At 34.7% G+C, this 24,568-nt stretch carries 31 protein-coding genes; 10 read left to right on the top strand and 21 right to left on the bottom strand.

All coding sequences use genetic code 11. From position 1 onward, the window contains the following. Positions 1 to 45 precede the first annotated feature (45 nt). Positions 46 to 948 (top strand): aminoglycoside phosphotransferase family protein, encoded by a 903-nt coding sequence (locus AC0ONG_RS05590; protein ID WP_000378990.1) that lies wholly within the window; start codon positions 46 to 48, stop codon positions 946 to 948. A gap of 2 nt (positions 949 to 950) precedes the next feature. Here AC0ONG_RS05590 and AC0ONG_RS05585 read toward each other — a convergent pair whose 3' ends face one another. From AC0ONG_RS05585 to AC0ONG_RS05565, 5 genes are all read right to left on the bottom strand, one after another. Next, positions 951 to 1,112 carry a hypothetical protein gene (locus AC0ONG_RS05585; protein WP_000651086.1) on the bottom strand — a complete coding sequence of 54 codons (162 nt, stop codon included), beginning with the start codon at positions 1,110 to 1,112 and terminating at the stop codon, positions 951 to 953. Between the two features lie 251 nt (positions 1,113 to 1,363). Then, positions 1,364 to 2,137, bottom strand: a complete 774-nt coding sequence (locus AC0ONG_RS05580) for a hypothetical protein (RefSeq protein ID WP_000544580.1) — start codon at positions 2,135 to 2,137, stop codon at positions 1,364 to 1,366. A 24-nt stretch (positions 2,138 to 2,161) separates the two neighbouring features. Further along, complete coding sequence (locus AC0ONG_RS05575; RefSeq protein ID WP_000041154.1) at positions 2,162 to 2,608, bottom strand: flavodoxin; 447 nt, start codon at positions 2,606 to 2,608, stop codon at positions 2,162 to 2,164. Next, complete coding sequence (locus AC0ONG_RS05570) at positions 2,601 to 2,777, bottom strand: hypothetical protein (RefSeq protein ID WP_000929009.1); 177 nt, start codon at positions 2,775 to 2,777, stop codon at positions 2,601 to 2,603. The genes AC0ONG_RS05575 and AC0ONG_RS05570 overlap by 8 nt, the downstream gene beginning before the upstream one ends. A 224-nt stretch (positions 2,778 to 3,001) precedes the next feature. Then, positions 3,002 to 4,171 (bottom strand): amidohydrolase, encoded by a 1,170-nt coding sequence (locus AC0ONG_RS05565; RefSeq protein WP_001082809.1) that lies wholly within the window; start codon positions 4,169 to 4,171, stop codon positions 3,002 to 3,004. A 337-nt stretch (positions 4,172 to 4,508) separates the two neighbouring features. Here AC0ONG_RS05565 and AC0ONG_RS05560 point away from each other — a divergent pair, with 337 nt between their 5' ends. From AC0ONG_RS05560 to dltD, 5 genes are all read left to right on the top strand, one after another. Next, the gene (locus AC0ONG_RS05560) at positions 4,509 to 4,655 is read left to right on the top strand and encodes a teichoic acid D-Ala incorporation-associated protein DltX (protein WP_000440293.1); all 147 of its coding nucleotides are present in this window, start codon (positions 4,509 to 4,511) and stop codon (positions 4,653 to 4,655) included. 12 nt (positions 4,656 to 4,667) lie between these two features. Continuing rightward, positions 4,668 to 6,182 (top strand): D-alanine--poly(phosphoribitol) ligase subunit DltA, encoded by a 1,515-nt coding sequence (dltA, locus tag AC0ONG_RS05555; protein WP_000770497.1) that lies wholly within the window; start codon positions 4,668 to 4,670, stop codon positions 6,180 to 6,182. After that, complete coding sequence (dltB, locus tag AC0ONG_RS05550; protein WP_000127955.1) at positions 6,179 to 7,354, top strand: D-alanyl-lipoteichoic acid biosynthesis protein DltB; 1,176 nt, start codon at positions 6,179 to 6,181, stop codon at positions 7,352 to 7,354. Before dltA ends, dltB begins: the two co-directional genes overlap by 4 nt. 68 nt (positions 7,355 to 7,422) lie before the next feature. Further along, on the top strand, positions 7,423 to 7,662 hold the full coding sequence (dltC, locus tag AC0ONG_RS05545; RefSeq protein WP_000807310.1) for a D-alanine--poly(phosphoribitol) ligase subunit DltC: 240 nt from the start codon (positions 7,423 to 7,425) through the stop codon (positions 7,660 to 7,662). Further along, positions 7,659 to 8,834 carry a D-alanyl-lipoteichoic acid biosynthesis protein DltD gene (gene dltD, locus AC0ONG_RS05540; RefSeq protein ID WP_001030287.1) on the top strand — a complete coding sequence of 392 codons (1,176 nt, stop codon included), beginning with the start codon at positions 7,659 to 7,661 and terminating at the stop codon, positions 8,832 to 8,834. Before dltC ends, dltD begins: the two co-directional genes overlap by 4 nt. 21 nt (positions 8,835 to 8,855) lie before the next feature. Here the strand turns inward: dltD and AC0ONG_RS05535 are convergent, their stop codons facing one another. Next, positions 8,856 to 9,944, bottom strand: a complete 1,089-nt coding sequence (locus AC0ONG_RS05535; RefSeq protein WP_000495283.1) for an NAD(P)H-dependent flavin oxidoreductase — start codon at positions 9,942 to 9,944, stop codon at positions 8,856 to 8,858. A 115-nt stretch (positions 9,945 to 10,059) separates the two neighbouring features. On the opposite strand from AC0ONG_RS05535, the gene AC0ONG_RS05530 reads away from it, so the two are divergent. After that, positions 10,060 to 10,980, top strand: coding sequence for a S66 peptidase family protein (locus AC0ONG_RS05530; protein WP_016077944.1), 921 nt, complete (start codon positions 10,060 to 10,062; stop codon positions 10,978 to 10,980). A 27-nt stretch (positions 10,981 to 11,007) separates the two neighbouring features. On the opposite strand, the gene AC0ONG_RS05525 is transcribed toward AC0ONG_RS05530, so the two are convergent. From AC0ONG_RS05525 to AC0ONG_RS05515, 3 genes are all read right to left on the bottom strand, one after another. After that, positions 11,008 to 11,406 (bottom strand): SseB family protein, encoded by a 399-nt coding sequence (locus tag AC0ONG_RS05525; RefSeq protein ID WP_000435265.1) that lies wholly within the window; start codon positions 11,404 to 11,406, stop codon positions 11,008 to 11,010. Positions 11,407 to 11,491: 85 nt separating this feature from the next. After that, the gene (locus AC0ONG_RS05520; protein WP_000184442.1) at positions 11,492 to 12,046 is read right to left on the bottom strand and encodes a cysteine hydrolase family protein; all 555 of its coding nucleotides are present in this window, start codon (positions 12,044 to 12,046) and stop codon (positions 11,492 to 11,494) included. A 10-nt stretch (positions 12,047 to 12,056) separates the two neighbouring features. After that, a complete protein-coding gene (locus AC0ONG_RS05515) occupies positions 12,057 to 12,467 on the bottom strand; it encodes a carboxymuconolactone decarboxylase family protein (RefSeq protein WP_000439752.1) in 411 nt (136 codons plus the stop codon). A gap of 126 nt (positions 12,468 to 12,593) precedes the next feature. Here AC0ONG_RS05515 and AC0ONG_RS05510 point away from each other — a divergent pair, with 126 nt between their 5' ends. Both AC0ONG_RS05510 and AC0ONG_RS05505 read left to right on the top strand, forming a co-directional pair. Next, a complete protein-coding gene (locus AC0ONG_RS05510) occupies positions 12,594 to 13,046 on the top strand; it encodes an Lrp/AsnC family transcriptional regulator (protein ID WP_001175498.1) in 453 nt (150 codons plus the stop codon). Between the two features lie 100 nt (positions 13,047 to 13,146). After that, positions 13,147 to 13,329, top strand: a complete 183-nt coding sequence (locus tag AC0ONG_RS05505) for a DUF3913 family protein (protein WP_000707106.1) — start codon at positions 13,147 to 13,149, stop codon at positions 13,327 to 13,329. 29 nt (positions 13,330 to 13,358) lie between these two features. Here AC0ONG_RS05505 and AC0ONG_RS05500 read toward each other — a convergent pair whose 3' ends face one another. The 11 genes from AC0ONG_RS05500 to AC0ONG_RS05450 form a co-directional block, all read right to left on the bottom strand. After that, a complete protein-coding gene (locus AC0ONG_RS05500) occupies positions 13,359 to 14,372 on the bottom strand; it encodes a CPBP family intramembrane glutamic endopeptidase (RefSeq protein WP_002162875.1) in 1,014 nt (337 codons plus the stop codon). A 247-nt stretch (positions 14,373 to 14,619) separates the two neighbouring features. Next, positions 14,620 to 15,396, bottom strand: coding sequence for an ABC transporter permease (locus AC0ONG_RS05495; protein WP_000475436.1), 777 nt, complete (start codon positions 15,394 to 15,396; stop codon positions 14,620 to 14,622). Continuing rightward, entirely contained in the window at positions 15,396 to 16,298 is a 903-nt protein-coding gene (locus AC0ONG_RS05490) for an ABC transporter ATP-binding protein (RefSeq protein WP_000528821.1), read from the bottom strand. Before AC0ONG_RS05490 ends, AC0ONG_RS05495 begins: the two co-directional genes overlap by 1 nt. Positions 16,299 to 16,312: 14 nt before the next feature. Beyond that, on the bottom strand, positions 16,313 to 17,095 hold the full coding sequence (locus AC0ONG_RS05485; RefSeq protein WP_000843922.1) for a hypothetical protein: 783 nt from the start codon (positions 17,093 to 17,095) through the stop codon (positions 16,313 to 16,315). Beyond that, positions 17,092 to 17,790 (bottom strand): ABC transporter ATP-binding protein, encoded by a 699-nt coding sequence (locus AC0ONG_RS05480; protein WP_000137741.1) that lies wholly within the window; start codon positions 17,788 to 17,790, stop codon positions 17,092 to 17,094. Before AC0ONG_RS05480 ends, AC0ONG_RS05485 begins: the two co-directional genes overlap by 4 nt. Beyond that, complete coding sequence (locus AC0ONG_RS05475; RefSeq protein ID WP_000687507.1) at positions 17,787 to 18,167, bottom strand: GntR family transcriptional regulator; 381 nt, start codon at positions 18,165 to 18,167, stop codon at positions 17,787 to 17,789. Before AC0ONG_RS05475 ends, AC0ONG_RS05480 begins: the two co-directional genes overlap by 4 nt. Before the next feature lie 215 nt (positions 18,168 to 18,382). Next, entirely contained in the window at positions 18,383 to 19,351 is a 969-nt protein-coding gene (gene nrdF / locus AC0ONG_RS05470) for a class 1b ribonucleoside-diphosphate reductase subunit beta (protein WP_001203025.1), read from the bottom strand. A gap of 81 nt (positions 19,352 to 19,432) precedes the next feature. Next, positions 19,433 to 21,517, bottom strand: coding sequence for a class 1b ribonucleoside-diphosphate reductase subunit alpha (nrdE, locus tag AC0ONG_RS05465; protein WP_001215843.1), 2,085 nt, complete (start codon positions 21,515 to 21,517; stop codon positions 19,433 to 19,435). Next, entirely contained in the window at positions 21,504 to 21,863 is a 360-nt protein-coding gene (nrdI, locus tag AC0ONG_RS05460; RefSeq protein ID WP_000959447.1) for a class Ib ribonucleoside-diphosphate reductase assembly flavoprotein NrdI, read from the bottom strand. The genes nrdE and nrdI overlap by 14 nt, the downstream gene beginning before the upstream one ends. A gap of 477 nt (positions 21,864 to 22,340) precedes the next feature. Continuing rightward, on the bottom strand, positions 22,341 to 22,658 hold the full coding sequence (locus AC0ONG_RS05455) for a hypothetical protein (protein ID WP_000502199.1): 318 nt from the start codon (positions 22,656 to 22,658) through the stop codon (positions 22,341 to 22,343). Between the two features lie 99 nt (positions 22,659 to 22,757). After that, on the bottom strand, positions 22,758 to 22,952 hold the full coding sequence (locus tag AC0ONG_RS05450; protein WP_000356686.1) for a hypothetical protein: 195 nt from the start codon (positions 22,950 to 22,952) through the stop codon (positions 22,758 to 22,760). 333 nt (positions 22,953 to 23,285) lie between these two features. On the opposite strand from AC0ONG_RS05450, the gene AC0ONG_RS05445 reads away from it, so the two are divergent. Then, positions 23,286 to 23,864 (top strand): GNAT family N-acetyltransferase, encoded by a 579-nt coding sequence (locus AC0ONG_RS05445; protein ID WP_000619541.1) that lies wholly within the window; start codon positions 23,286 to 23,288, stop codon positions 23,862 to 23,864. 35 nt (positions 23,865 to 23,899) lie between these two features. On the opposite strand, the gene AC0ONG_RS05440 is transcribed toward AC0ONG_RS05445, so the two are convergent. After that, the gene (locus tag AC0ONG_RS05440; protein ID WP_000703092.1) at positions 23,900 to 24,502 is read right to left on the bottom strand and encodes a phosphoglycerate mutase; all 603 of its coding nucleotides are present in this window, start codon (positions 24,500 to 24,502) and stop codon (positions 23,900 to 23,902) included. Positions 24,503 to 24,568 lie beyond the last annotated feature (66 nt).

Raw genomic sequence — 24,568 nt, 5'->3', positions numbered from 1 at the left:
GATATCATAAAGTAGAATAACTTAACTCAGAAACGAGGAACAATTATGGACTCTTACAAACATTATATAAAAGAAGCTTTGCCTAATCTTTCTATACGTTCATATAAACAAAATAAAGGAGGATGGGATAATGTAGCAGTTATAGTAAATGATGAGCTACTGTTTCGTTTCCCGCGAAAACAGGAATATGCAATGCGAATTCCGTTAGAAAAAGAACTATGCACAATTCTCACTCAATCACTACAAGAAATCAAAGTTCCACAATATCACCTAATTTATAAAAATGAATCTGATGAGGTTCCTCTTTGTAGTTACTATACTCTCATTCATGGTGAACCATTAAAAACAGAAACAATTGCCACGCTGGAGGATACAGAGCTGAAAGCAATTATTACAAAATTAGCTACTTTCCTTGCGGTACTACATAGTATTCCTTTAAACCAAGTTACAACGCTATGTTTCCCTATTAGAAAAACATGTACCTACTGGAAAGAGCTACAAACAAAATTAAACCAATATCTCACTACTAACCTTACTTCATTACAGAAACTAGCCTTAAATCGCTTATTTGAAAATTTCTTTGCATGTTTAGCTACATCCACTTTTCAAAACACAATCATTCACGCTGATTTTACACATCATCACATTTTATTTAACAAGCAGAACAAAAGCATTTCAGGTGTTATCGATTTTGGTGATGCGCAAATTGGCGATCCTGCTTTTGATTTTGCAGGACTATATTATGATTTCGGACATGAGTTTACTACATCTGTATATGAACAGTACAGTACACTTATTTCTCATCATGATCCATTACTCATTCACCGCATTACTACCTTTTATCAATACAGTCCTTTACTACATAATATTATTTATAACTTTGAGTCAGAGAATGAACTCGAATTCATTACAAGTACAGAACAGCTAAAAACGATATTACAGGGATGAGATTACATTCTCTCCCTGTATACTCTTTCCTCATACATCATTAACTTTTTATCCATTTCAACAATAACTTTATACAATTGAAATGCCTGTAAGATTTGCAGTTGAATTTCAAAAGGAGCATTTTGTTCTTTTAACCATTGAAATACTTTCGTTTCATCTTTCATTGATTATTCCTCCCTTTATCCCGCTATTTGCGGGCAGTAAGACCCCCACCTCAAAATTCAGCGGAAGCAAAGAAGTTAGGTGGGGGTCGGGCTGCCCGTTAAAGCCCGATTGGTTAAGGCTAATAATCAGTGGGTGATGAACAAAACCCCACTAATTAAAATTTCACTTTATTAAAATCTGCTACAAATATACCGTAAATGATGAAAAGCTTTTCATGTCAATAACAAAAAAGGATGCAAAGTTGCATCCTTTAATGAACTATATTTTTCTTCTGTTTCGCTTCTTTCTTTACTTCTTCCCTTTGGCATTCACTACGAAACGCACAACTTATACACTCAGAACGAAAATGACGCTCAGTATAATGCTCAGGTTGCTGTAACATTTCTTTCATTCTAGATAAATCAGCCATTCCAGTTATAATATCTTCTTGTTTCGGAATGTACTCATACTTAGTTCCTTCTATTAAATTAATAACTTCAATTTTTCCTGGAAGAACGCCGAAAGCTTTATAACTGAATACTGTCATTAGCTTCTGACAAAGAGCAAGCATTTCCTCATCCGCATCGACAACATACTTTTTAATTACAAACGACTCAGCATTCCACTCACCAACTTCAAATGTCAATGACATGTGGACACCTAACTCTTCCATATATGTTTGAAACTTCTCGTATAAAAACAATGGTGGTGTCTGACTATCATCCCTTTCAACAAACTGTAATAAGTGATCCGTTAGCTTCGCTAATACAATATAGTACTCCGTCTTCGAAGCAAACATATTAATCCTTACTTTTTTCCAATACTTTTCTATTAATATTAAAAGTACAATTTTCGTTTGTTGACCCGCAGGTAGCGTGTAATACTCGTTAATAATTTGATTCACAATCATTTGCGCTATTTGTTGCCATTCAAATGAAGAAGGTTCTCTTCTTTTTATATGACGAAAATAAAATTTATGCGGACACCGCATAAAATCATACAAATGATAATCTGTCATCGTTTTGATTGAGATTTTCTCATGCACTTGCTCTTCAGCTCCCTTCTGCCATTAAGAAAGGTGTTTTACAAATTTAGCTCCAAACTGTAAACATTTTTCTACATCTTCATCTTCTGGCGTTAATTCTACTTTTAGTCCTTCTAACACAACTGCTGCTCCGCGCTCTTGTAGCTTTTCTATTAAAATGTCAACCGCCACTCCGTATTTCGGATAAGCCGAATCACATGATCCGAATACGGCCGCTTTTTTCCCAGTTAAATCAATAGAATCCATTGCATCATAAAAATCTAAGAAATCATCAGGAAGATCACCATCTCCCCATGTGTATGCACCTAAAATAATTCCATCATACTGTTCCAATATAGAAGCTTCTGGTGAATCCATAATATCAATAACTTCAATTTCATTTTCTGTTTCACGAATTACGCCGGCAATATGGTCAGCCATTTCCTCTGTATTTCCACTCATACTTGCAAAAATCATTACTAACTTACTCAACTGAACCTCTCCCTTTACTTTGTATCTCTTTTTCTGTTTGAATGCTCTTCTTCTCATCTACATATTCAGACCGAATTACATTTCGTTGCCATTCCATATGCTGATCAACATCTTTATTTTTATCTTTTAATCCCCTCCGTAGAAGGTGAAATTTTTTTCTCATTAACATGTCGCATCCATCCTATTGATAATAATTATCAATTTCAACTATATTTAGATTAATTGACATTGATTATCAATGTCAACAACTATTTTTAAAAAAATGATTAAAATGTACAAGCTTGTCCGTTAGCTATTCATATACTATAAATGAGCATAGTTCTTTCTCAGCCCTCTCTGACGGAAAGAAATAAAAGCAACTGCGATAGAGCGCAGTTGCCTTTTTTTGTTTTTCTATGATTTTAGTAATCTTATAGTAGTCTCTAAGAATAGCTCCACTCCACAAATTAATGCTGATTCATCCACGTCAAATTTCGGATGATGATGTGGATAACAAGTATATATATTTTCATTACCTGTTCCTAATTTAATGAAACAACCGGGTGCTTTTCTTAAATATGCTGAAAAATCTTCCCCACCCATAGAAGGTTCAAGCTTAACAACACGCTCATTCCCAAACAAATGTAGTGCACTTTCTTCTACTATTTTCGTAATATATTCATCATTAATAACCGGATCATATCCATATCGATACGTATATGTATACGATCCTCCATGTGCTTCTGTAATTCCTTTCACAATTTTTTCGATTTTCCCTTCTGCTTCTATTCTTAATGTTTGATTAAAAGAACGTACAGTTCCCATTAAAGTTGCTGTACTTGGAATAATATTATCAGCCATTCCCCCATGGAACTGCGTAACTGAAACGACTCTTTGCATGAAAGCACTTGTATTTCTTGATACGATATGTTGTAAATTTGTAATAATCTGTGCTCCGATAGCAATAGGGTCAATCGTTTCTTCTGGACGTGCTGCATGTCCTCCTTTGCCTTGAATCTCAACTGTAAATACGTCTGGAGCTGCCATCATTGGCCCATACGCAATACCTATCTTTCCGCTCTCCAATCCAGACATAACATGTAAACCTATTACATAATCAACACCGTCCATAACGCCCGCCTCGACCATTTCTTGTCCACCACCAGGGTATGCTTCTTCTGCATGCTGAAAGAATAGACGAACTTCCCCTACAAACTCTTCCTTCATATTTGATAACATCTCTGCTGTACTTAATAAAATAGCTGCATGAGCATCGTGCCCACATGCATGCATCACTCCTTTATTTACAGACGTATAAGATTTCCTTGTCTCCTCTTGGATTGGTAAAGCATCTATATCAGCTCGAATCGCAATCACTTTCCCTTGCTTCACGCCTCTTTTAATTGCTAGTACACTATACTTCGTCGGTCTCGTTACTTCAAAAGAAGAAAACGAGCATAATGTATCATATATAAATTGCGAAGTTTCTTTTTCATGAAATGATAATTCCGGATACTTATGAAAATGCCTTCTCCATTTCACGATATTTTCTTCCGAAATTAGACTCTTCCACACTCTATTCATGATAATTTCCTCCTTTTCAAAAGAACTAGAAATTTTAAATTTTACTCCGTCTTAAATGATTAATAAAAGCAAATACTGCATTTTTACGTATTCTTATAGTCCACTTTTATGTATTCACACAATCCACTTTCTATTTACATATCAAACCCATTACAAATTCATGCTGAATGTAATATAATTGCTAAGTTAGGGATTTTCTTTTTTAGTATTTAGTGCTAATATCAGAAAAGAGCCTTTTGACTTATTTTTACCTAAAATGTGGGATTTTGTTTTTTTCACAATAATGTAGGACATGATACCTACAAAGAGCTATTATTTCATTAAGAGAGGGAAAGACATGGAAAGATTAAAAGAGATATGGTCTCGACCACTCACACAATGGGTTGCAAAGACGGTTTATTATCTTGCAATTTTATTTGCATTACTTTGGTTGTATGGATTCCATGATACAAACACAAGTACATTTATTTACAATGAATTCTAGGGTGGGAACGTTATGAAGTTATTAGAACTAATTGAAAAGTGGGCTATTGAAACGCCTGATCAAACTGCTTTTGTTTGGCGAGATGCGAAAATTACGTACAAACAATTAAAGGAAGATTCTGATGCGTTAGCACATTGGATTTCTTCTGCGTATCCAGATGATCGTTCACCAATTATGGTGTATGGCCATATGCAACCTGAAATGATTATTAACTTTTTAGGATGTGTAAAAGCTGGACATGCTTATATTCCTGTAGATTTATCTATCCCAGCTGATCGTGTACAACGTATCGCTGAAAATTCTGGTGCGAAATTACTTTTATCGGCAGCAGCAGTAACTGTAACTGATTTACCAGTTCGCATCGTAAGTGAAGACAACTTAAAAGATATTTTCTTTACTCATAAAGGGAACACTCCAAATCCTGAACATGCGGTAAAAGGTGATGAGAACTTCTACATTATTTACACATCAGGAAGCACAGGTAATCCGAAAGGGGTTCAGATTACTTATAACTGCCTTGTTAGCTTTACAAAATGGGCTGTAGAAGATTTTAACTTACAAACAGGGCAAGTATTCTTAAACCAAGCACCTTTCTCATTCGATTTATCTGTCATGGATATTTACCCATCATTAGTAACAGGTGGTACACTTTGGGCAATCGATAAAGATATGATTGCGCGTCCAAAAGACTTGTTTGCTTCTTTAGAGCAATCGGATATACAAGTATGGACTTCCACACCTTCTTTCGCTGAAATGTGTTTAATGGAAGCATCCTTCTCTGAGAGTATGCTACCGAACATGAAAACATTCTTATTCTGTGGTGAAGTATTACCAAATGAAGTAGCTAGAAAATTAATTGAGCGTTTCCCAAATGCAACAATTATGAATACGTACGGTCCAACAGAAGCTACTGTCGCTGTAACAGGTATTCACGTTACAGAAGAAGTACTTGATCAATACAAATCACTTCCAGTTGGCTATTGTAAATCAGACTGTCGCCTTCTTATTATGAAAGAAGATGGCACGATTGCACCTGATGGTGAAAAAGGTGAAATCGTAATTGTCGGTCCAAGCGTAAGCGTTGGATACTTAGGAAGCCCTGAATTAACAGAAAAAGCATTTACTATGATTGACGGTGAGCGTGCCTATAAAACAGGCGATGCTGGCTATGTAGAAAATGGTCTTCTATTCTATAATGGTCGTCTTGATTTCCAAATTAAGCTGCATGGTTATCGAATGGAATTAGAAGAAATTGAGCATCACCTTCGTGCGTGTTCTTACGTTGAGGGAGCAGTTATCGTTCCAATTAAAAAAGGTGAGAAATACGATTATTTATTAGCGGTTGTTGTTCCTGGAGAGCATTCGTTTGAAAAAGAATTCAAATTAACATCTGCAATCAAAAAAGAACTCAATGAGCGATTACCAAACTACATGATTCCACGTAAATTCATGTATCAATCTTCTATTCCAATGACACCAAATGGAAAGGTAGATCGCAAAAAATTATTGAGTGAGGTTACAGCATGACCGCATATGGATCATTTTATTTTTTCGCTATAGTGGGCATTTTATTAATACCTACTATCATAGCTGGATTAAAAGGTAAAATGTTGCGTAAATATAATGCCGTTTTAACATTAGTCATGCTTGCTATTATCTTCTCAGATAAACCAAAGCAAGCAATGATGTTAGCTGCATTTATTATTTGGCAATATGCCCTTATTAAAGGCTATTTAATTTTAAGAAAACAAAATAATAGTACATTCACATTTTGCATAGCTGTTATTTTATCGATTTTGCCTCTTATTTTGGCAAAAATCGCACCATTTGCATCGTTATTACCTGAGTTAAAACTTGTTGTTTTTCTAGGTATATCTTACGTAACATTCAGAGCAGTTCAAATGGTATTTGAAGTTCGTGATGGTTTAATTAAAGAGCTTTCTTTCTTTAACTTCTGGGAATTCGTTTTATTCTTCCCTGCAATTTCAACAGGACCTATCGATCGTTACAGAAGATTCCAAAAAGATATTCAAAAGCCACCTAGCGCTGAAGAATATCAAAATTTACTATATACAGGACTAAATCGTATTTTCCAAGGTTTCTTGTATAAATTTATTATTGCTTACTTAATAAAGCAATATTGTATGGATCCAGCATTCGCTCAACACGATACAATCTTTTCAAATATGATTTACATGTATAGCTATAGCTTATATCTATTCTTTGATTTTGCTGGTTATAGCTCTTTTGTAATTGGTGTAAGTTATATGATGGGAATTAAAACGCCAGAAAACTTTAATAAGCCATTCCTTAGTCGTAATATTAAAGACTTCTGGAACCGCTGGCACATGAGTTTATCATTCTGGTTCCGTGATTTTATTTACATGCGTTTCGTCTTTTTTGCAACGAAGAAAAAGTTAATTAAGAACCGTTACACAATTTCATATATCGGTGCATTTTTAAACTTTTTCATTATGGGAATTTGGCATATCCAAGGAAGCGCTGTTGCGCAGTATATTATTTATGGTCTATATCATGCCGCACTGTTTATTTTATTCGATATTTTCGAACGAAAAAACAAGAAGCATAAGTTTTGGCCAAACACTAAATTTACACGCATCCTTGCGATTGTAATTACGTTCCACGTTGTATGTTTCGGTTTCCTAATCTTCTCTGGACACCTTAACAGATACTTTTAATGCACCCTTCTTATTCCATTAAGAAGTTGCACATATAATATATTTCGGATATAAAGGAGATTTTAAAAATGGCAGAATTCAAAGAGCAAGTATTAGATATTTTAGAAGAAGTATGTGAAAACGATATTGTGAAAGAAAACTTAGATGTTCAATTATTTGAAGAAGGTATCCTTGATTCTTTCGCTGTAGTATCTTTATTAGTTGAATTCCAAGAGCGTTTAGATATTGAAGTTTCTATTTCTGATTTTGACCGTGACGAGTGGGCTACACCAAACATGGTTATTAAAAAGTTGGAAGAAATCCGATGAACAAAGCAAAATTTGGTCCGATGCTTTTAGCATTGGCCCTTTTTGCTGTATTCTTACTTATTCCAACGCGCTTCCTACTTCCACTTTTAAGTGATGAAAAAGTAGAACAAGCTGCTACTTCTTTAAAAGAAGAAAAAATTCAAAGTATGATTTTACAGCAAAAGATGTTAGCAAATCCAAAATATCTTCCGATGTACGGTTCATCGGAATTCGCACGTATGGATGCTTTCCATCCATCTAATTATTTTAAAGTAAAGCCTGAAGGGTTCACACCATTCCTTCTTGGACGCGGCGGAACACAAGACCTTGTACATGTGTTAAACTTCGCATCTACAATGGATCAATTGAAAGATAAGAAAATGGTATTTGTTCTTTCTCCGCAATGGTTTGTACCACAAGGTATTGATGAAACGCACTTTGCACCAAACTTTTCAAAACAACAAGGTTACCACTTCATTTTCAACAATGATTTAAAACCTGAAATGAAAAAACAAATTGCAAAGCGTTTATTAAACTTTGAGATTGTAAAAAAAGAAACTTTATTAAAAATTTCACTTGAAGGTATCGCTTATGATGATACGAAGTATAAAGTAAAAGCACTTGCTGCTAAACCTTTCGCTTATATTTACCGTAACATTTTAGATCGTAAAGATTTATTTACAGCCATGTTTAATATTAAACCGCACAAAGAAAAGCTTGACCCTTCATTAAAACAAATGAACTGGGAAGAGGCTCGTAAACATGCGGATCAAACAGGTGCAGTGGAATCTGGATCTAACGAATACGGTATTGAAGATGATTATTTCAATAGCAAAATTAAGAAAAAATTAAAACAACGTGAAGGTTACTTAAAAAATGATGCTTATGACCAATCGCCAGAATATGAAGATTTACAAATTGTACTTGATTTATTAAAACAATCTGGTGCAAAACCACTCTTCATTTCTGTTCCTGTCAAAGGTCCTTGGTACGACTACGCTGGCTTCCCAAAAGAACGCCGCGAAGCATACTATAAGAAAGTTCATGAGCAAATTGAAAAAGCTGGGTATCCAATTGCCGACTTCTCAAATCATGAATACGATAAATACTTCTTGAAAGATCATATGCACTTAGGTTGGAAAGGCTGGGTTTACATCGACGAGGCCATCCAACAATTTTATAAAGCAAACTAATGAAAAGACCGCTTGAATTACTCAAGTGGTCTTTTTGTATATATTTTGTAATTGCTCGATTGCATTCTCCGCTTCTTTCACAACTCGCTCCACTACATGCTGAGCTGATTCGATTCGAGCTAATGATGCTGCCTGTCCTGCCCAAAGTGACATATATTCTTCCTTATTTTGCTTCGCTGCCTCTTGGCGTATTTTAGAAGTTAATACGTTTTGCACTGGATACATCGGAAGCCCTTCTTCTTTTCCTTCATGTCTCTCTATAAATTCATTCCGAATACCGCGTGCATATTTCCCGGAAAACGCACGAGTTACAGTTGTGCTCGTATCTGTACTATGTAAAACCGCTTCTTTATACACATCGTGCGTAATACTCTCTTCACTTGTTAAAAAGGCTGATCCCATTTGAACACCTTCTGCTCCTAGTGCCAATGCCGCAACAAGCCCTTGTCCGTTCATTACACCACCTGCTGCGACAATTGGGATATGCGGAACAGCCCCTACTAACTGAGGTATTAACGCAAACGTACCAATCATAGCATCTCGTTCTTTCCCAATAAACGTTCCTCTATGCCCTCCTGCTTCGCTACCTTGCCCAATAATAATATCTACTCCTAGCTCAGCAAGTACTTTCGCTTCCTTCACATGGGTAGCTGTTCCAATGACTTTTATTCCACTTCTTTTTAAATCATTTATTTCTTCTTTTTCTAACGTTTGAAATGCAAAGCTAACGACCGGTACTTTTTCATCTAATAGCACTTGTAATTGTTCCTTATAGCTTTTTGGAAGCTTTAACGTTCCTTCTACTTCTATACCTAATTCTCTATTCACTCCGCTTAGTAATACTTTCGCCTCATTTACCTTCTCTTCTTCTATTTGTATCTCTTTCGTTACAAGTAAATTAACACCGAAAGGCTTATCTGTTAGTTCTCTTATTCTATAAATCGCTTCACGAATTTGTTCTGGGCTCATATAGCCCGCTCCAAGCGTCCCTAATCCTCCGCTATTACTTACTGCTGCAACAAGTTCTGGCGTCGTAATCGCGCCTGCCATACCGGCTTGAACAACGGGATACTCAATTTTTAATATGTCTGTTACTCGACTTGTAAACATCATTTTCCCTCCTATTTCCCTTATATCTTCTTTATTTGATAAGCTTTCCCCTGCTTTTGCAAGGGTTGAACTTCATATGAAGCGAATATATTGAAAGAGAAGGAGGCTGAGCTTAATGATTTATCCAAATGCATTAAAACAAGGTGATACAGTAATGATCATTGCACCATCTGGTCCACCTACAATCGAAAATGTATTAAAAGGTGTGAATGTATTACAAAAGATGGGGTTATCCGTAATAATCGGGAAGAGCGTTTACGAGAAATATGGATTTTTAGCCGGAAGTGATCAAGTTCGGCTTGACGATATACATGAAGCATTTACAAATAATGAAGTAAAGGCCGTTTTCTGTGCACGAGGTGGTTACGGAAGTGCTCGTCTCCTCCCTCACATTCAATATGAAATCATTCGGCAAAACCCTAAAATCTTTTGGGGATATAGCGATATTACAGCTTTACATACTGCTGTTTCACGTTATGCAAAGCTTATAACATTTCATGGTCCGATGATTGAAGAACTAGGAAAAGGTATTGATTCCCTATCTTTATCCTCTTTCAATCAGCTATTTCATCCGTATTCAACCATTTTATCTGCATCAGAATGTATCGTACCTAGCTCTCACAGTACAGTTACAGGTACATTAGTTGGAGGAAATTTAGCTGTGTTAACGAGTATAATTGGCTCGCCCTACGAGATAAATACGGACAATACACTTTTATTACTTGAAGACATTGGTGAAGAACCGTACCGCATTGACCGTATGTTAAATCAGCTACTTTTATCTGGAAAGTTTAATGAATGCAAGGGCGTTATTTTCACAAGTTGTCACGACTGCACTCCTTCAAAGCCATCTCAATCATTGCAAACAATATTATATGAATATTTCGCACCATATCATATACCTGTCCTATTCGGTTTACCAATTGGACATATAAGTCCAAACATCGGTATTCCACTTGGAGCTACAGCGACAATAAACACAAATAATAAAACAGTCTCTATTTCTTCTGGTATAGCCACTCCATGTTCAAATTAAAAAGGAAAAGCGATTACGCTTTTCCTTTTACTTATAATAATTAAAAATTCGTCCAGATGCGATATCTGCAATTTCTTCTGGAATAAATGTTTTACTTATATCAGTGCCAACATTTAATACAGCTGTAGCATCTTTCTCAATGCTACCAAATAACTCTTTCCCACGTATCGTAATAAGGGGCGTTCCTTCTGGCAACACATCTTTTACAAATTCCATTTGTGTAAAGAACGGAACGATCCATCTACCTTCTCCTTGGAAATGACGCAAACGAAGTATTCCTTCTGTTGCCCCGTCCTCTGCTTCTAGTGAACCAGCAACATAAAACTCAGTAGATAAGAGCAATTCATAAAATTCCTTTTGCTTCTGTTTATCATCCCCTGCTACAACAAGTACCTCTTCTAATTTCTTTACTGAAATTTGCTCCATATGATGCCACCCCTATTTCAAAATGATTGTACTTAGATTATACGAAATATTCTTATTTTTTTCTACATAATTCGCAATTATTTTTTCAAAATAATTTTAATGCTTCTTTTGTCGTCACAATCGTAGCAAACTCTTCATGTAAATTTACAAGTGTCATATTGTGAATATCTTCTGCACTATACTCTTTACCATCTAAACCTTTACGGTTAAAAGTAGCCGTTGCATCACTCACTAAATACGTTGTAAATCCTAAATTCCCTGCCATTCGTGTCGTAGTTTCCACGCAATGATTTGTCGTTAATCCTACAACTACTACTGCATTACATTTGTCCTCTCTTAATTGCTCTTCTAAATTCGTCCCAATGAACGCGCTGTTAACGAATTTCTGAATAACCACTTCACCAGGTAGTGGTTGCACTTCTTCTTTAAAGTTTACCGTTTCCCCTCTCTCATAAAACATTGACCGAGCATCTTCTTTATTTACATGTTGAATATGAAAAACTGGTCGTTTCCTTTTCCTCCATTCTGCTAACAAAATTCTCATGTTTTCTTCAGCAAAAATATTATTTCTCTCGCCCCAATCTTGTAATTGAAATGCCTTTTGTACATCGATTATGATAAGTGCTATTTGATTTGTCATCATTTCCTCCTTAATTTGGCTGTAATTGAAATAGAAAACCAAGTTGTTGTGACGCAGTAATAAAGCAAACATAGGCGCAAAGCTCTACAATTTCTTTTTCTGTCCAATATTGTTTTAATGCGTGAAACATAGTATCATCTATCGCTTTTCGGTCATGAACAAATGTATGCGCAAAAGTAACGGCTACACCAATCTCCTCTGCCTTTTGCACATCATCAGGTCTTCCCTTTGCCATACAGTACGGACATTCATTCCCATACGCTAATGTTCTTCTCACTTGCTCCTTCAACTCTGCTGAAAGAATTCCTTTATTGTACAGTGTATCCTCTAACGTACTCCACGAATGTAATATATCCGAATTATGCCCTAATAACTTTTGAAACTTTGTATCTCCTACATTTGATAATGAAATTCTCTCCATCATTTCCCCTCCTATTTCCTTCTGTTTTATTGTAAAATAAATAACGTTCACTTTACATTTCATATGAATCTTAATTTATATTTTCCCTTTACAAAAATCATTATTTTACTGGAGGTATATTTACAAATGCAACTAGACCGTGTTGATCGAAAAATTTTAAATGAATTATATAATGATAGTCGCCTTTCTATGCGTGAATTGGCGAAACGAGTAAACTTATCTGCTCCGTCTACTGCAGAACGTGTTCGTAAACTTGAAAGTGAAGGCGTTATTCAAAAATATACAATCGATATCGACTATAAAAAAGCAGGACTAGTTTTAGATTGTATTTTAGAAATCACTTTAAAAAATGGTGATACAACACGTATGCAACAGTTTATTCAGTCTTATCCATCTGCAAGTTTTTGTTACCGAGTAACAGGAAGCTTATGCTACATTGTAAAAATTTCTGTTCCTTCACTCGTTGAACTTGAAGAATTTATCAATGATGTTTCTTCATATGCAACGACAGTTTCTCATATCGTATTATCAGAAGTATCTCTTACTCCTGATATTGAACATATCTTCCCAGAAGATTAATTTATTTTTATTCATAAAATATAAAAAAACCCCTTACAATAAGAATAAAAATAATATATTATGTATTAAAATACATAAAGTTCGAGAAAGGGGCTTTACATTGAAAATCTGGTTTTATGAAAAAACGGCACAATTAGATGACTTACTTGGTATTTGGGACAATGTTCCGACCATCCCGCGAATTGGTGAAAAAGTGGAGATTTTAAAGACAGTCCGTACTGTTACAGATATTAAATATGTAAAGAACGGTAATAATTTTCGTATAGAAATTATTACAAATTAAAAAGTAGCTCCTAAGGAGCTACTTTTTAATTATCTATTATGTGCTTTCTTTATAACGATTTTATCTTCTTCTACTGATACTGTTACATAATCACTTTCTTCTAACCGAAGCTTATTTACAACCTCATCTGGTAACTCTATGGCCATCAATCTATCGGTTACGATCACTTGACTATACACTTCATTTTCTTGTGATGAATTCACTACTTTTTGCTCATTTATAAAACGTACTGGTGGCACGCCAACTTCTTTTACTGTACGCCATTGTTTCCAAACATACGGAATTAACCATAGTAATCCAACAACTGTAAGACCGATACCAATCCATAAATTACTTTGCGCTTGTAATTCAGTAATTGAGATTGTACCACTTTCTTCTCCACCGAAAAATTGCATACTTGTTGCAATCAAATTATTTAGAGCGTGCACAGCTATATTCGTCCATATATTTTTTGTCTTTATGTATAAAAGGCACATAACGACACCAAACATGAACGCACCAATAACATCAAAATGTCCTAGGCCAAAAATAATTGAAGATATAATTACAGCTTTTTTAATTCCCCATTTATGAGCCATTCGCTGTAAGAAAAATCCCCTAAAAATAACCTCTTCCATAATAGGTGCTAACACACATGCTGAAATGAAAGTAAATATCGTCATATATACGTTACTCGTATTAATAACATTTCCGTCTTCTAGCATAGTAACTAAGAAATTCGGTAACGTATGTGCTAATATGTAAAATTGAATCTGAGATATGCCAACTGAAAAAATCATCCCCATTATCGTTGCTAATACAATTAATCCCCAAGATAAACGTCCTGGCTTATCAAAAAAACTGTTAAATACAACATTATTTTTATTTGTTTTTACGTATAGCCAAAGTAACGGAAATACAAAAAATACAGTTATTTGTGAAATAACCTCCATCGTATTCTCAGAAACATTTGCTAGACCTAATGGTATCATTATAAGGAACACCCCTATAATCATCCATCCAAAAAAGCTACGTAGCCTTATACTTGAAAATGCATAGTGCACATGAAACACCCCCAAAGATAGTAAAAAATAAAGTAAAACTTGAATCAATATTTTATAGGCGTCCTTTCCTTATAAATAATTGGATAACTAAATTACAATATGAATCTAGTTGAAATCCTTCCTATTTTTCTCAAATCATTTCAAACAGCATGGCTCTTAAAATACCATATCGCTGTTCTTCAAGTTGCAATCCAAGTGAAATTTATGTAATAAAAATCCCCGTTTTTACAAGCGGGGATTTCTTTTATTATAATACGTCACGTTTTTGGAATAATGCACTTGATGCTACAAGTAACACAACAAAGTATGCAGCTACAAGTAATAATGAAGTTGTAAACGTAAATTCTGTAAATGTTGGTTCTACTCCACCACTAATTAATTTATTACTGTCGTAAGCTCTTAAATCCAAATGGAAGAATACTACAAACTTCGCTACACCTTTTGCAAACATCATTAGTGCCATATTAATTGCTCCTTGTAAGAATAATAGGAACATCGTAATAATTAATGGTAATACAGACTTTCTAAATACGTTTGCTAAGAAAAATGCAAGTGTTGCAAAGAAAAATGGCGATAGCAACTGATATAATATTGTTTTCAAAACAATTCCTAATGTTAATTCAGTTTTACTACCGTCCATTACAATTAATCCAATAATCATGGCAATTAACGTACTAGCAAATACAATAAATAACATCGTTAATAACACTGTAATATATTTAGAAAATAAAACTGTCATTCGTTTTCTTGGACGAATTAATAATTGTTTAATCGTTCCTTTTTGGAATTCATCTGTAATTGTACGAGAAGCTGTTGTAATTCCAAAAATCGTTGTGAATATCATAATTAAGCCGATATCTGAACTTACAAAATCTAAGTAAGATCCACTTAAACTACCAGCTTCACCCCATTTCGCCAGTACTACAGCTCCTAAAATCTCCAATAAAGCAATGACACCAATTAAAATATACATACCTTTTTTCGCATGTAATTTTAAAAATTCATTTTGAATTAATTTAAACATTACGCTTTCACTCCCCCAGTAATCGCTAAGAACTCATCCTCTAACGTTTTATTTTGAACAGTAACTCCGTATACAAGCACATCAGCATGAACAAGTTTTTTGACAAGTTGCGGAATGTTTTCTTTTGTTACAGATGCTACAATCACATTCCCTTTTGCTTTACCTTTAATAATTTCATTCGCTTTCTGAACTTCATCTACTTCAAACGCCACAACGACTGCCTCATCATGCTTCACTTTTTCATGTAAGTTGTACTCTTGTACAAACTCACCTTGTTTAATAATAACAACGCGATCACACATTAATTCAATTTCACTCAATAAGTGACTTGATACGATTACAGCAATATTCTCTTCTTTCGCTAAACGTTGTAAATAATCACGAATTTGGCGAATACCAGCTGGATCTAATCCATTTGTCGGCTCATCTAAAATTAAGATTTTCGGCTGATGAAGTAATGCTTGTGCAATTCCTAAACGTTGTTTCATACCAAGTGAATATGTTTTCACCTTTTTATGAATCGCATGCTCTAATTCAACAAGCTTTACAATCTCAGCAATGCGCTCTTTACTAATTGGAGTGATGGCCATGTTCGCAAAATGCTTTAAGTTTTGCATTCCTGTCATATAATCATATAGTTCAGGATTTTCTACAATCGCTCCAATTTGCTCTAGTGCCTTTTCACGCTCCGAGCGAATACTATGTCCACAAATTGTAATATCGCCCTCTGTCATTGAAATAAGACCTGTCATCATACGGATCGTCGTCGTCTTACCGCTACCGTTCGGCCCAAGGAATCCGTATACTTCTCCTTCACGAACCTCAAATGATAAACCACGAATAATTTCCGTTCCACCAATCCTTTTTCGAACATTCTCTAACTTTACTACTACGTTTCCCAATGCTGATTCCTCCTTTAGACTTCTAGTTTTTTATCGACTATGTAAGCAATTACATATATTATTAGAGCACTAACCATTACCATGAAACTTATATTAAAAATGTTAAATCCATTTTCTTGAAACATATTAATAAACAGACTCTTGCTTTCACTATGATATTCTACTCTTCGTAATACTTGGAAAGCTGGAGCTAATTTTCCTAGCAAGGTTGTCGCTAAAGTAATCGCTATATTTATTACTAGGAAAATAATAACGATTAGTATATTTTGCGCCTTTTTCTTTTTCGTAAGTAACTTTACTAGAGTAATTACCAATATGATTTGTAAAACACTAAACAAAAACTCAAATAAATCGCTTATCGTATATATTAAATTATTAATTATGCCTACTTGCATAATCTCTTTTGCTTCTACATATACAGAAGTCGTAGGAAAAGCTAATACATAACTTACGTAGAAAAGAATTCCACATATCCCATACCATATAGCCATTGCGATAAATGAGAAAATAAGCATAGAAATTACATATTGTTTCCCAGATATTGCTGTAAGTCTTAACATTGGATTAGTTAGTAAGCGTGAATATGATTTCATTGTTTGTATAAACATATAAACAATATAAAAGAAAAATATAATCATAATGATTCCAAATATACCCTCTTGTCTACTGATAGCCGCATCACTTTTTCTTACAATCATTTGTGAAAATAACACAGCTTCAATTAGCACAAAGAATAAAAAAGTAACAATATATCTTTTCTTATTTACATTCCATAAATAGGAAAGTACTGACTTCACTTACTAAACACCTCCTTAAACAATTCATGAACTGCTTTTCCTCTCTGAAAACGAATTTCTTCTACATTTTCATATAGAACCATTTCTCCATCTTTTAAAAAGATCACTTCATCAAAAATATTTTCAATTTCATTTATTAAGTGAGTGGAAATTAATATCGTACAATCTTCCCTATAGAACTGTAGAATTAGATCCAATACATGTTCTCTAGAAAGAGGATCTATCCCGCCCAATGGCTCATCTAGTACATATAGCTTCGCTTTTCGAGAAAACGTTAAAATAATCTGCAGCTTCTCAACCATACCTTTTGACAATGCTGTAATTTTTTCTTCTAGCGGTATTTTAAATTCTGCAATCGTATCTACCGCTTTTTGAATATCGAAGTCTTTATAAAAATCCCGGTAGAAAAATAAAGCGTCTTTTACAGTCATCCAATCATCAAAGATTGGCTTATCGGACATAAATGAAACGATTTCTTTCGTCTGTAATCCTACCTTTTTACCGTCTATTGTGATACTGCCTTCAGAAGGGTGTTGCAAGCCTGCAATCATTTTCAATAACGTCGTTTTCCCGCTCCCGTTATCTCCAACAAGCCCAACGATTTTCCCTTCCGTAATCTCTATGTTTAATTCACGGATCACTGCTTTTAATCCGTATCTCTTCCATAAGTTTTCTATTTTTAATAGCTCTGTCATTGGCTCTCCTCCCTCTTATCATGCAATGAAGAACGAAGAATTGTAAGAATTTCTTCTTCTGAAAAACCTAAATTTTCCATTCCATCTATAAAAGAATGAAGTAATTCTTTCGCCATCTCTTTTCGCAGCTCCATTATTTTCTCCCCTTCATTCGTTACATACCGTCCCATTCCTCTACGTGTTACAACAACTCCATCCCGTTCTAGCTCTTGAAATGTACGCTGAATCGTATTTGGATTCACTTGTAATTCACTCGCTAATTCACGGACAGAGGGAATTTTATCACCAGGCAATAACTGTCCTGTTACGATCTCTTTTTTTATGTATTCCATTACCTGAATGTAAATTGGTATATTTGGAGAAAACTCTATTTTCATTTCTTCCCTCCTTTTGTATCGGTGTACTAGTTAAATAATACACTGATACAAAAAGTTTGTAAATACCCATTTAATTACAAAAAGTTCTATCCGTTAACCGAATAGAACTTCCCAAACATAAATCGCTATATAGAAATAATAGTGTTATGTAAACAAAATTATAAAGAAAAGCTGTCTTATCAATGAATAAGACAGCTTTTCTTTATAATCCTATATTAAAAGTTAAACACGAAGTCATCGTCAGCTAACTTTTCAACGTTCGTTGCTTTTACGTAACCATTTCCTTTTACAGAGAAGAAATCATGGTTTTTCGTATCTGTACGTAAACCATTTAAAACGATTGGGTTAATTTCTTCTTCTTCAAACTTCGGCTCAAGTCCTAAGTTCATAAGCCCTTTATTCGCATTGTAACGAACGAAACGATTTACATCTTCTACAAGACCGATAGAAGTGTAAATTTCTTCTGTATAAGCCATTTCAATTTCATATAGTTCCATTAATAACTCTTGTGTTTCTTTTTGCACTTCTTGTTGCTCTTCTGCAGAAAGTTCTGCGAAGATTTGTTGTGCTAAAATACCGACGAATACGCCGTGAATTGACTCATCACGAATTATCAAGTTAATAATCTCACCACTTGCTGTTAGTTTTCCTTGACCAGCTAAGTAAAGCGGATAGAAGAATCCACTATAGAATAAATAACTTTCTAAGAACACACTTGCTACCATTGCCATATATAGCTCTTTTTTCGTTACCTCAGGCTTTAACAAACGACGATAGTAACCAGTAATAATACCGGCCTTTTTCTCAAGTAATGGATGATTGTCTACCCAGTCAAAAATATCATCAATTTCTTCTTCAGTAGCTAACGTTGTAAAGATATGACTGTAACTCTTCGCATGTACTTCTTCCATAGCTCCCATGAAAGCTAATACACTTTTAGCTTGTAAATTTTCAAGATGAACAAGTACAAGTGGCATTCCTTCGCCACCTTGTTTCGTATCTAAAAGTGTTAAACCACCTAATACACGCTTATAAGCAATTTGCTCTTCTTTCGATAATTGCACCCAAGTATTTTTGTCAGACGAAACCGCAATTTCTTCTTCTGTCCAAAACTGAGCGATGTTTTGCTTCCAAAACATTAAACTAAAATCATCTTCTTTTTTGTTCCAGTTTACCGCACGCATTAAATCGCCCCTTCTCTAAATATGATAACTAAGCATGAGCAGGGTTCAGAAAACCCTGCTCATCATGTCTCACTTTTTATATTAAACGGTACAAGCCACACACTCTTCCACGCTTAATTTACGTGTTCTCGTATAATACAGACTCTTTAAGCCTTTTTTATGTGCATAGATGTAGTAACGTGCTAATTCACGTGTTGAAATATCACTATTAACGTAAAGAATTGTACTAATTCCTTGATCAATATGTTCTTGAATTTCTGCGATTAAATCAATTAATTTAAACTGATTCATATCGTAAGAAGATTTATAGTACCAGAACGTATCTTTTGATAAATACGGCATTGGATAATATGTTGTCGCGTTCGCATATGTTCTTGATTCGATTTGACTTACGATCGGCATTACGCTTGAAGTTGCATTTTGAACGTAACTGATTGATTGTGTTGGAGCAATGGCAAGACGATATGAGTTGTATAAACCATTCTTTTGCACTTGCTCTTTTAAACTTGTCCAATCTTCTTTTGTCGGAATATGAATTCCTTCAAATAGTTGCTGAACTTTTTCAGTTACTGGGCTGTAATCTGTCGTTTCATACTTTTCGAAGTATGTGCCATTCGCATAATCAGATTTATCGAAGTCTTTAAATGTCTCGCCTTTTTCTGTAGCGATTTCCATACTTTTCTCAATAGAATAGTAATTTAACATCATAAAGAATGTACGAGCGAATTCTTTCGCTTCTGCACTTTCATAAGCGATTTTATTTTTTGCTAAATATCCGTGTAAGTTCATTGCTCCAAGTCCAACTGAATGAAGCTCGTCATTTGCTTTTTTCACAGTTGGTGCATTCGGAATAATCGTCATATCAGAAACAGCTGTTAAAGCTTCCATTCCCGCATGAACTGCTTCACGAATTTCTTTATTTTCCATTACGTTTACGATATTTAACGATCCTAAGTTACAGTTAATATCACGACGGATAATGTCATCTGTACCGTAATCATTTATTTCTGAAGTTTCTTGAAGCTGGAAGATTTCTGTACATAAGTTCGACATCTTCACAGTTCCAATATCCTTCAATGGATGTTGATTATTTGCATTTGATTTAAACATTAAGTATGGGTAACCAGACTCAAGCTGAATCATAGCGATTTTAATAAGCATATCACGTGCACTAATATCTAGTGGCTTCTTCTTCACTTTCGGATTGCTCATTAATTCATCGTACATTTCATCAATGTCAATATCATCTAAATGCTTGCCATATTCTTTATAAACCGTATAAGGCGCGAAAACATGGAAAGGTTCGTTTTTCTCAGCAAGCTCAAAGAACTTACTTGGAACGATAATTCCGATTGATAGAGACTGAATACGGCTCTTCTCATCGGCATTTATTTTTTTTGTATCAAGGAATTCAATAATATCCCAATGGAAAATGTTTAAATATACTGCGCCGGCACCTTTTCGTTGGCCAAGCTGATTCGCATATGAAAACGAATCTTCAAGCAATTTCATAACAGGCACTACACCACTTGCAGCGTTGTCGATACCTTTAATTTGCTCACCACGTGCGCGTAGCTTAGATAAGTTTAAGGCTACTCCCCCGCCGATTTTCGATAATTGCATCGCAGTATTAATGTTAAAGCCAATTGAATTTAAGCTATCGTCCATCTCTAACAAGAAACAAGACACCATTTCTCCTCTTCTGCTTCTTCCCGCATTTAAAAAGGTTGGTGTCGCTGGTTGGTAGTTTTGTTTTACAATCATGCTTGCGAATTGTTTTGCCTTCGAAACATCACCGCGTCCTAAGTATAATGACACAATTGCTACACGATCTTCATAGCTTTCTAAGTATTGTTTTTGATCATTCGTTTTTAACGCATAATCTTTGTAGAACTTAGATGCTGCCATATAAGATTGGAACTCGAAGTTTTCACCATAAGCGATGTTATATACTCCCTCTACTTCCTCCAAGCTATACTCGTCCAGAACGTTGTAATAGTAATCATGTTCTTTCATATACTCCATTCGCTCTGCCACGCTATTAAAAGGAACGGTATTCTCTCTAGCTTCTTCCATAAAGACTTCTAATGCCTCTTTATCTTTATGAAGCTGATAAAAACCGTCCTGCATTTGCGTGATTTCATTATTCAGTTCAATGTGTCGCAATCTCCCGCACCCTTTCCTTAAAATATTCTACATCGTTATTTGTTCCAGATAACTCAAATTTTGATACAATAGGCACTTCATATTTAGTAGAAATCTTGTCAGCACTTGCACCGAACATGTCTCCCCAGTTACGATTGCCGCTTGCAGATACGCCTTTTAATTTTTCATTATTGCGCTCTAAAAAGTCTAAAACACGTTCTGGTACATTGCCAAAACCTGTTGTATACGTAATAAGAATAAAGTCTTCATCTATTACTAGATCTTCATCAATTTGAACGGCCGGCATATTTAATTTGTGAATGAAACGCTTCACGTTTCCTGTCATAGAATCATATGCAACTAACATTTCCGACCCTCCCTCTCAAATCTATATTCTCTATATGTTGTTCTTGATTTCTCTATATATTGTATTACGTTTCAAAATAAGACACAAGATATATGTATAAATTCTTTCTTTTTTTAACTTTTACTTTTCGACATGATAGCCGTTTTTTTTCAATACAATGACTATGAAACAACATTCTAAAACTCATGTCAATAAAGTGCTTTTCAAAAAAGTTGTCAACGAATTTAATCTTATTTTAAAAAAAGTTAACAATATATTTTGTCATAAAACGGTAGATGCTGAAGAAATATATTTCTCCAGCATCACGCAAAAAAGAACAGATATGAAACTATAATCTGCTCTAAAAAACGATTACATTTATCAAATTTACCTTATTAAATATATTATACATATACTTTCGTTTTTCGTTACATACTAAAAGATAACTATTATAGAAAAAGATTATTATTATGGAACTTCAATTTATTTATGAAAAGTTTATTCAGAGTGCTCAATACGCAAAATATCTTTTACAAATATGTGATGTGGATTTTCATCTTTATCAAGCATTGTACATACAGGAGCCTCTTCATCAAAGTATACAATCATTCCTTCTACGTACTGATATGTATGTTGAACTTGTACAGTTACTTTAATTTCTATCGCTTCTTCATATGCTCTTTTTATTTTCTGAAGCATTTTTGCTGAACATTTTCGTTTCTCTGGATACATAACCATTCCCATAAATCTATTGCCGGCTCTATCTTTCCACATATAATCCCAATGTGGTAAAATGCCTTGTTTAAAATCGCCCATAATTCCCCTCTCCTTTATCTTTTATTTATCCCGCATTAAACGTTCGATTGGTGTCGGCTACTAATCAGTGAGGGATGCCCTGCTGATCAAAATTCCCCTTTATGAACGTGGCGTTTCTGAATATGTATAAATCACTTGCCCGCCTCGTTGTGCGTTACCAATGAAATGCTTAAAGTCTTCTCTATTTACAACAACTTCTCTGAACGTATAAAATACATCTTTCGTAACAACATACTCCGTTATTTCACCATTTTTCAGCTGATCTAAAATTGTATTTGCTAATTCTTTATCCATGTATTTCACCTCTCTGCAATATTTTATTTTATCGTATATTCTATAGGTCAACAACTGTAAAATTATCCCGCTATTTGCAGGCGGTCCGATTAGTGTTGGCTACTAATCAGTCGTGGAATGAACAAAAGTCTTACTGATTAACGTTTCATTTTATCTCGTTGTTATGCCATGATTTTATTTTCGTTATTTCGCAAACAATATCGTTTTACTATATGTCCACTAAATATCATATACTAACATAGCTACTTCTCTATATCAAACATTTCGGCATTCAATTATGCAAAGTTCCATACCACTATGCTACAATATACAAATAGAACTAGGAGGGATACTATGATTCGGAAAGCAAAAAAGACAGATGCACTGGCAATAGCTCCTTTATTGTATAATGCTCTGCATGAAATTGCTGAAAAAATCACAGGTAGCACAGTTAAAGCAGAAGTATTACTAGGACTTGAGACATGGTTCTCAAAAGAAAATAACCGTCTGAGCTACGAAAACTGTTTTGTCTATGAACAAGACGAGAGTGCAGTTGGAATTATTGTCGCTTATCACGGTAGTGAAGCAACACAGCTTGACGCACCAATTGTACATCACTTAAGAGAATTACATAAAGATGAATCAATTACGTTAGAAAAAGAAGCTGAGCTTGATGAGTATTACATTGATACATTATCAGTTTCAAGTGCACACGGCGGAAAAGGTATAGGTTCTAAATTAATTGAAGCTGCCGAAATCTATGCAACTGAAAAAGGGCATGAAAAAATCGCTTTACTTGTTAATTTAGAAAACACACGCGCCTATTCACTATACGAAAAGTTAGGTTATAAAAAAGATGAAATTGTTATGCTAGTAGGCGAACCTTATGCTCATCTCGTAAAAACATTAAACGTCAAAATTTCTATATCTTAAAAAGAAAGCACACGATTTATATAAATCGTGTGCTTTTATGTTAAATTCGTATTTAATATATTTCCATCCATCGCCTCGTGAAACGTATATGTTGTACATCCCCATGGCTTTCTATGCAAAATAGGAGAACCAGACCATCCCATTGCCCTCAGCTCCGTTCCAATCATCGAATTAAAATACTTATGACCTACAAGAGCAATACTTCCATGTACGAGAGCATAACGATGTAACAGGTAAGCCGCTTGCCTTGCCCTCTCTCTTACTTCCTTATAAGACTCAACATCTTTATGGTAGCCAAGTATCCATAATGTTCGTCCAATGAACATCCATACCTTAATTGTGCATTTCAACCACTTCGGAGCAAAAAAGCATGAAGGAACTTCAGCTTCTCTAAAAAGAGAATTTTGCATAAAAGATAAAGAATCTGTCAATTCAGCTGCTGATTGTACAGCACGCCTTTGATCACTTGTTAAGACAAATTTCGCTGCTTCAATTGCCTCTATTGTTTCTATCGGCATTTTAGCTTTTTGTATCATTGATTCGGAATCATACTGTTTCATCCATTCGTGAAATGAATTAATTGTCATCGGTTCTCTTATACGACCTAAACAACCATGACGAATAAAAGAAATCTTCATTCTTTTCACTCTCCATTCATCACTTACGAACTCTATTATGCACTAGTTCTAAATATCATACCACGC

The organism is Bacillus sp. TCT6, from assembly GCF_056033845.1.
This window is presented reverse-complemented; position numbering and strand designations above follow the sequence as displayed.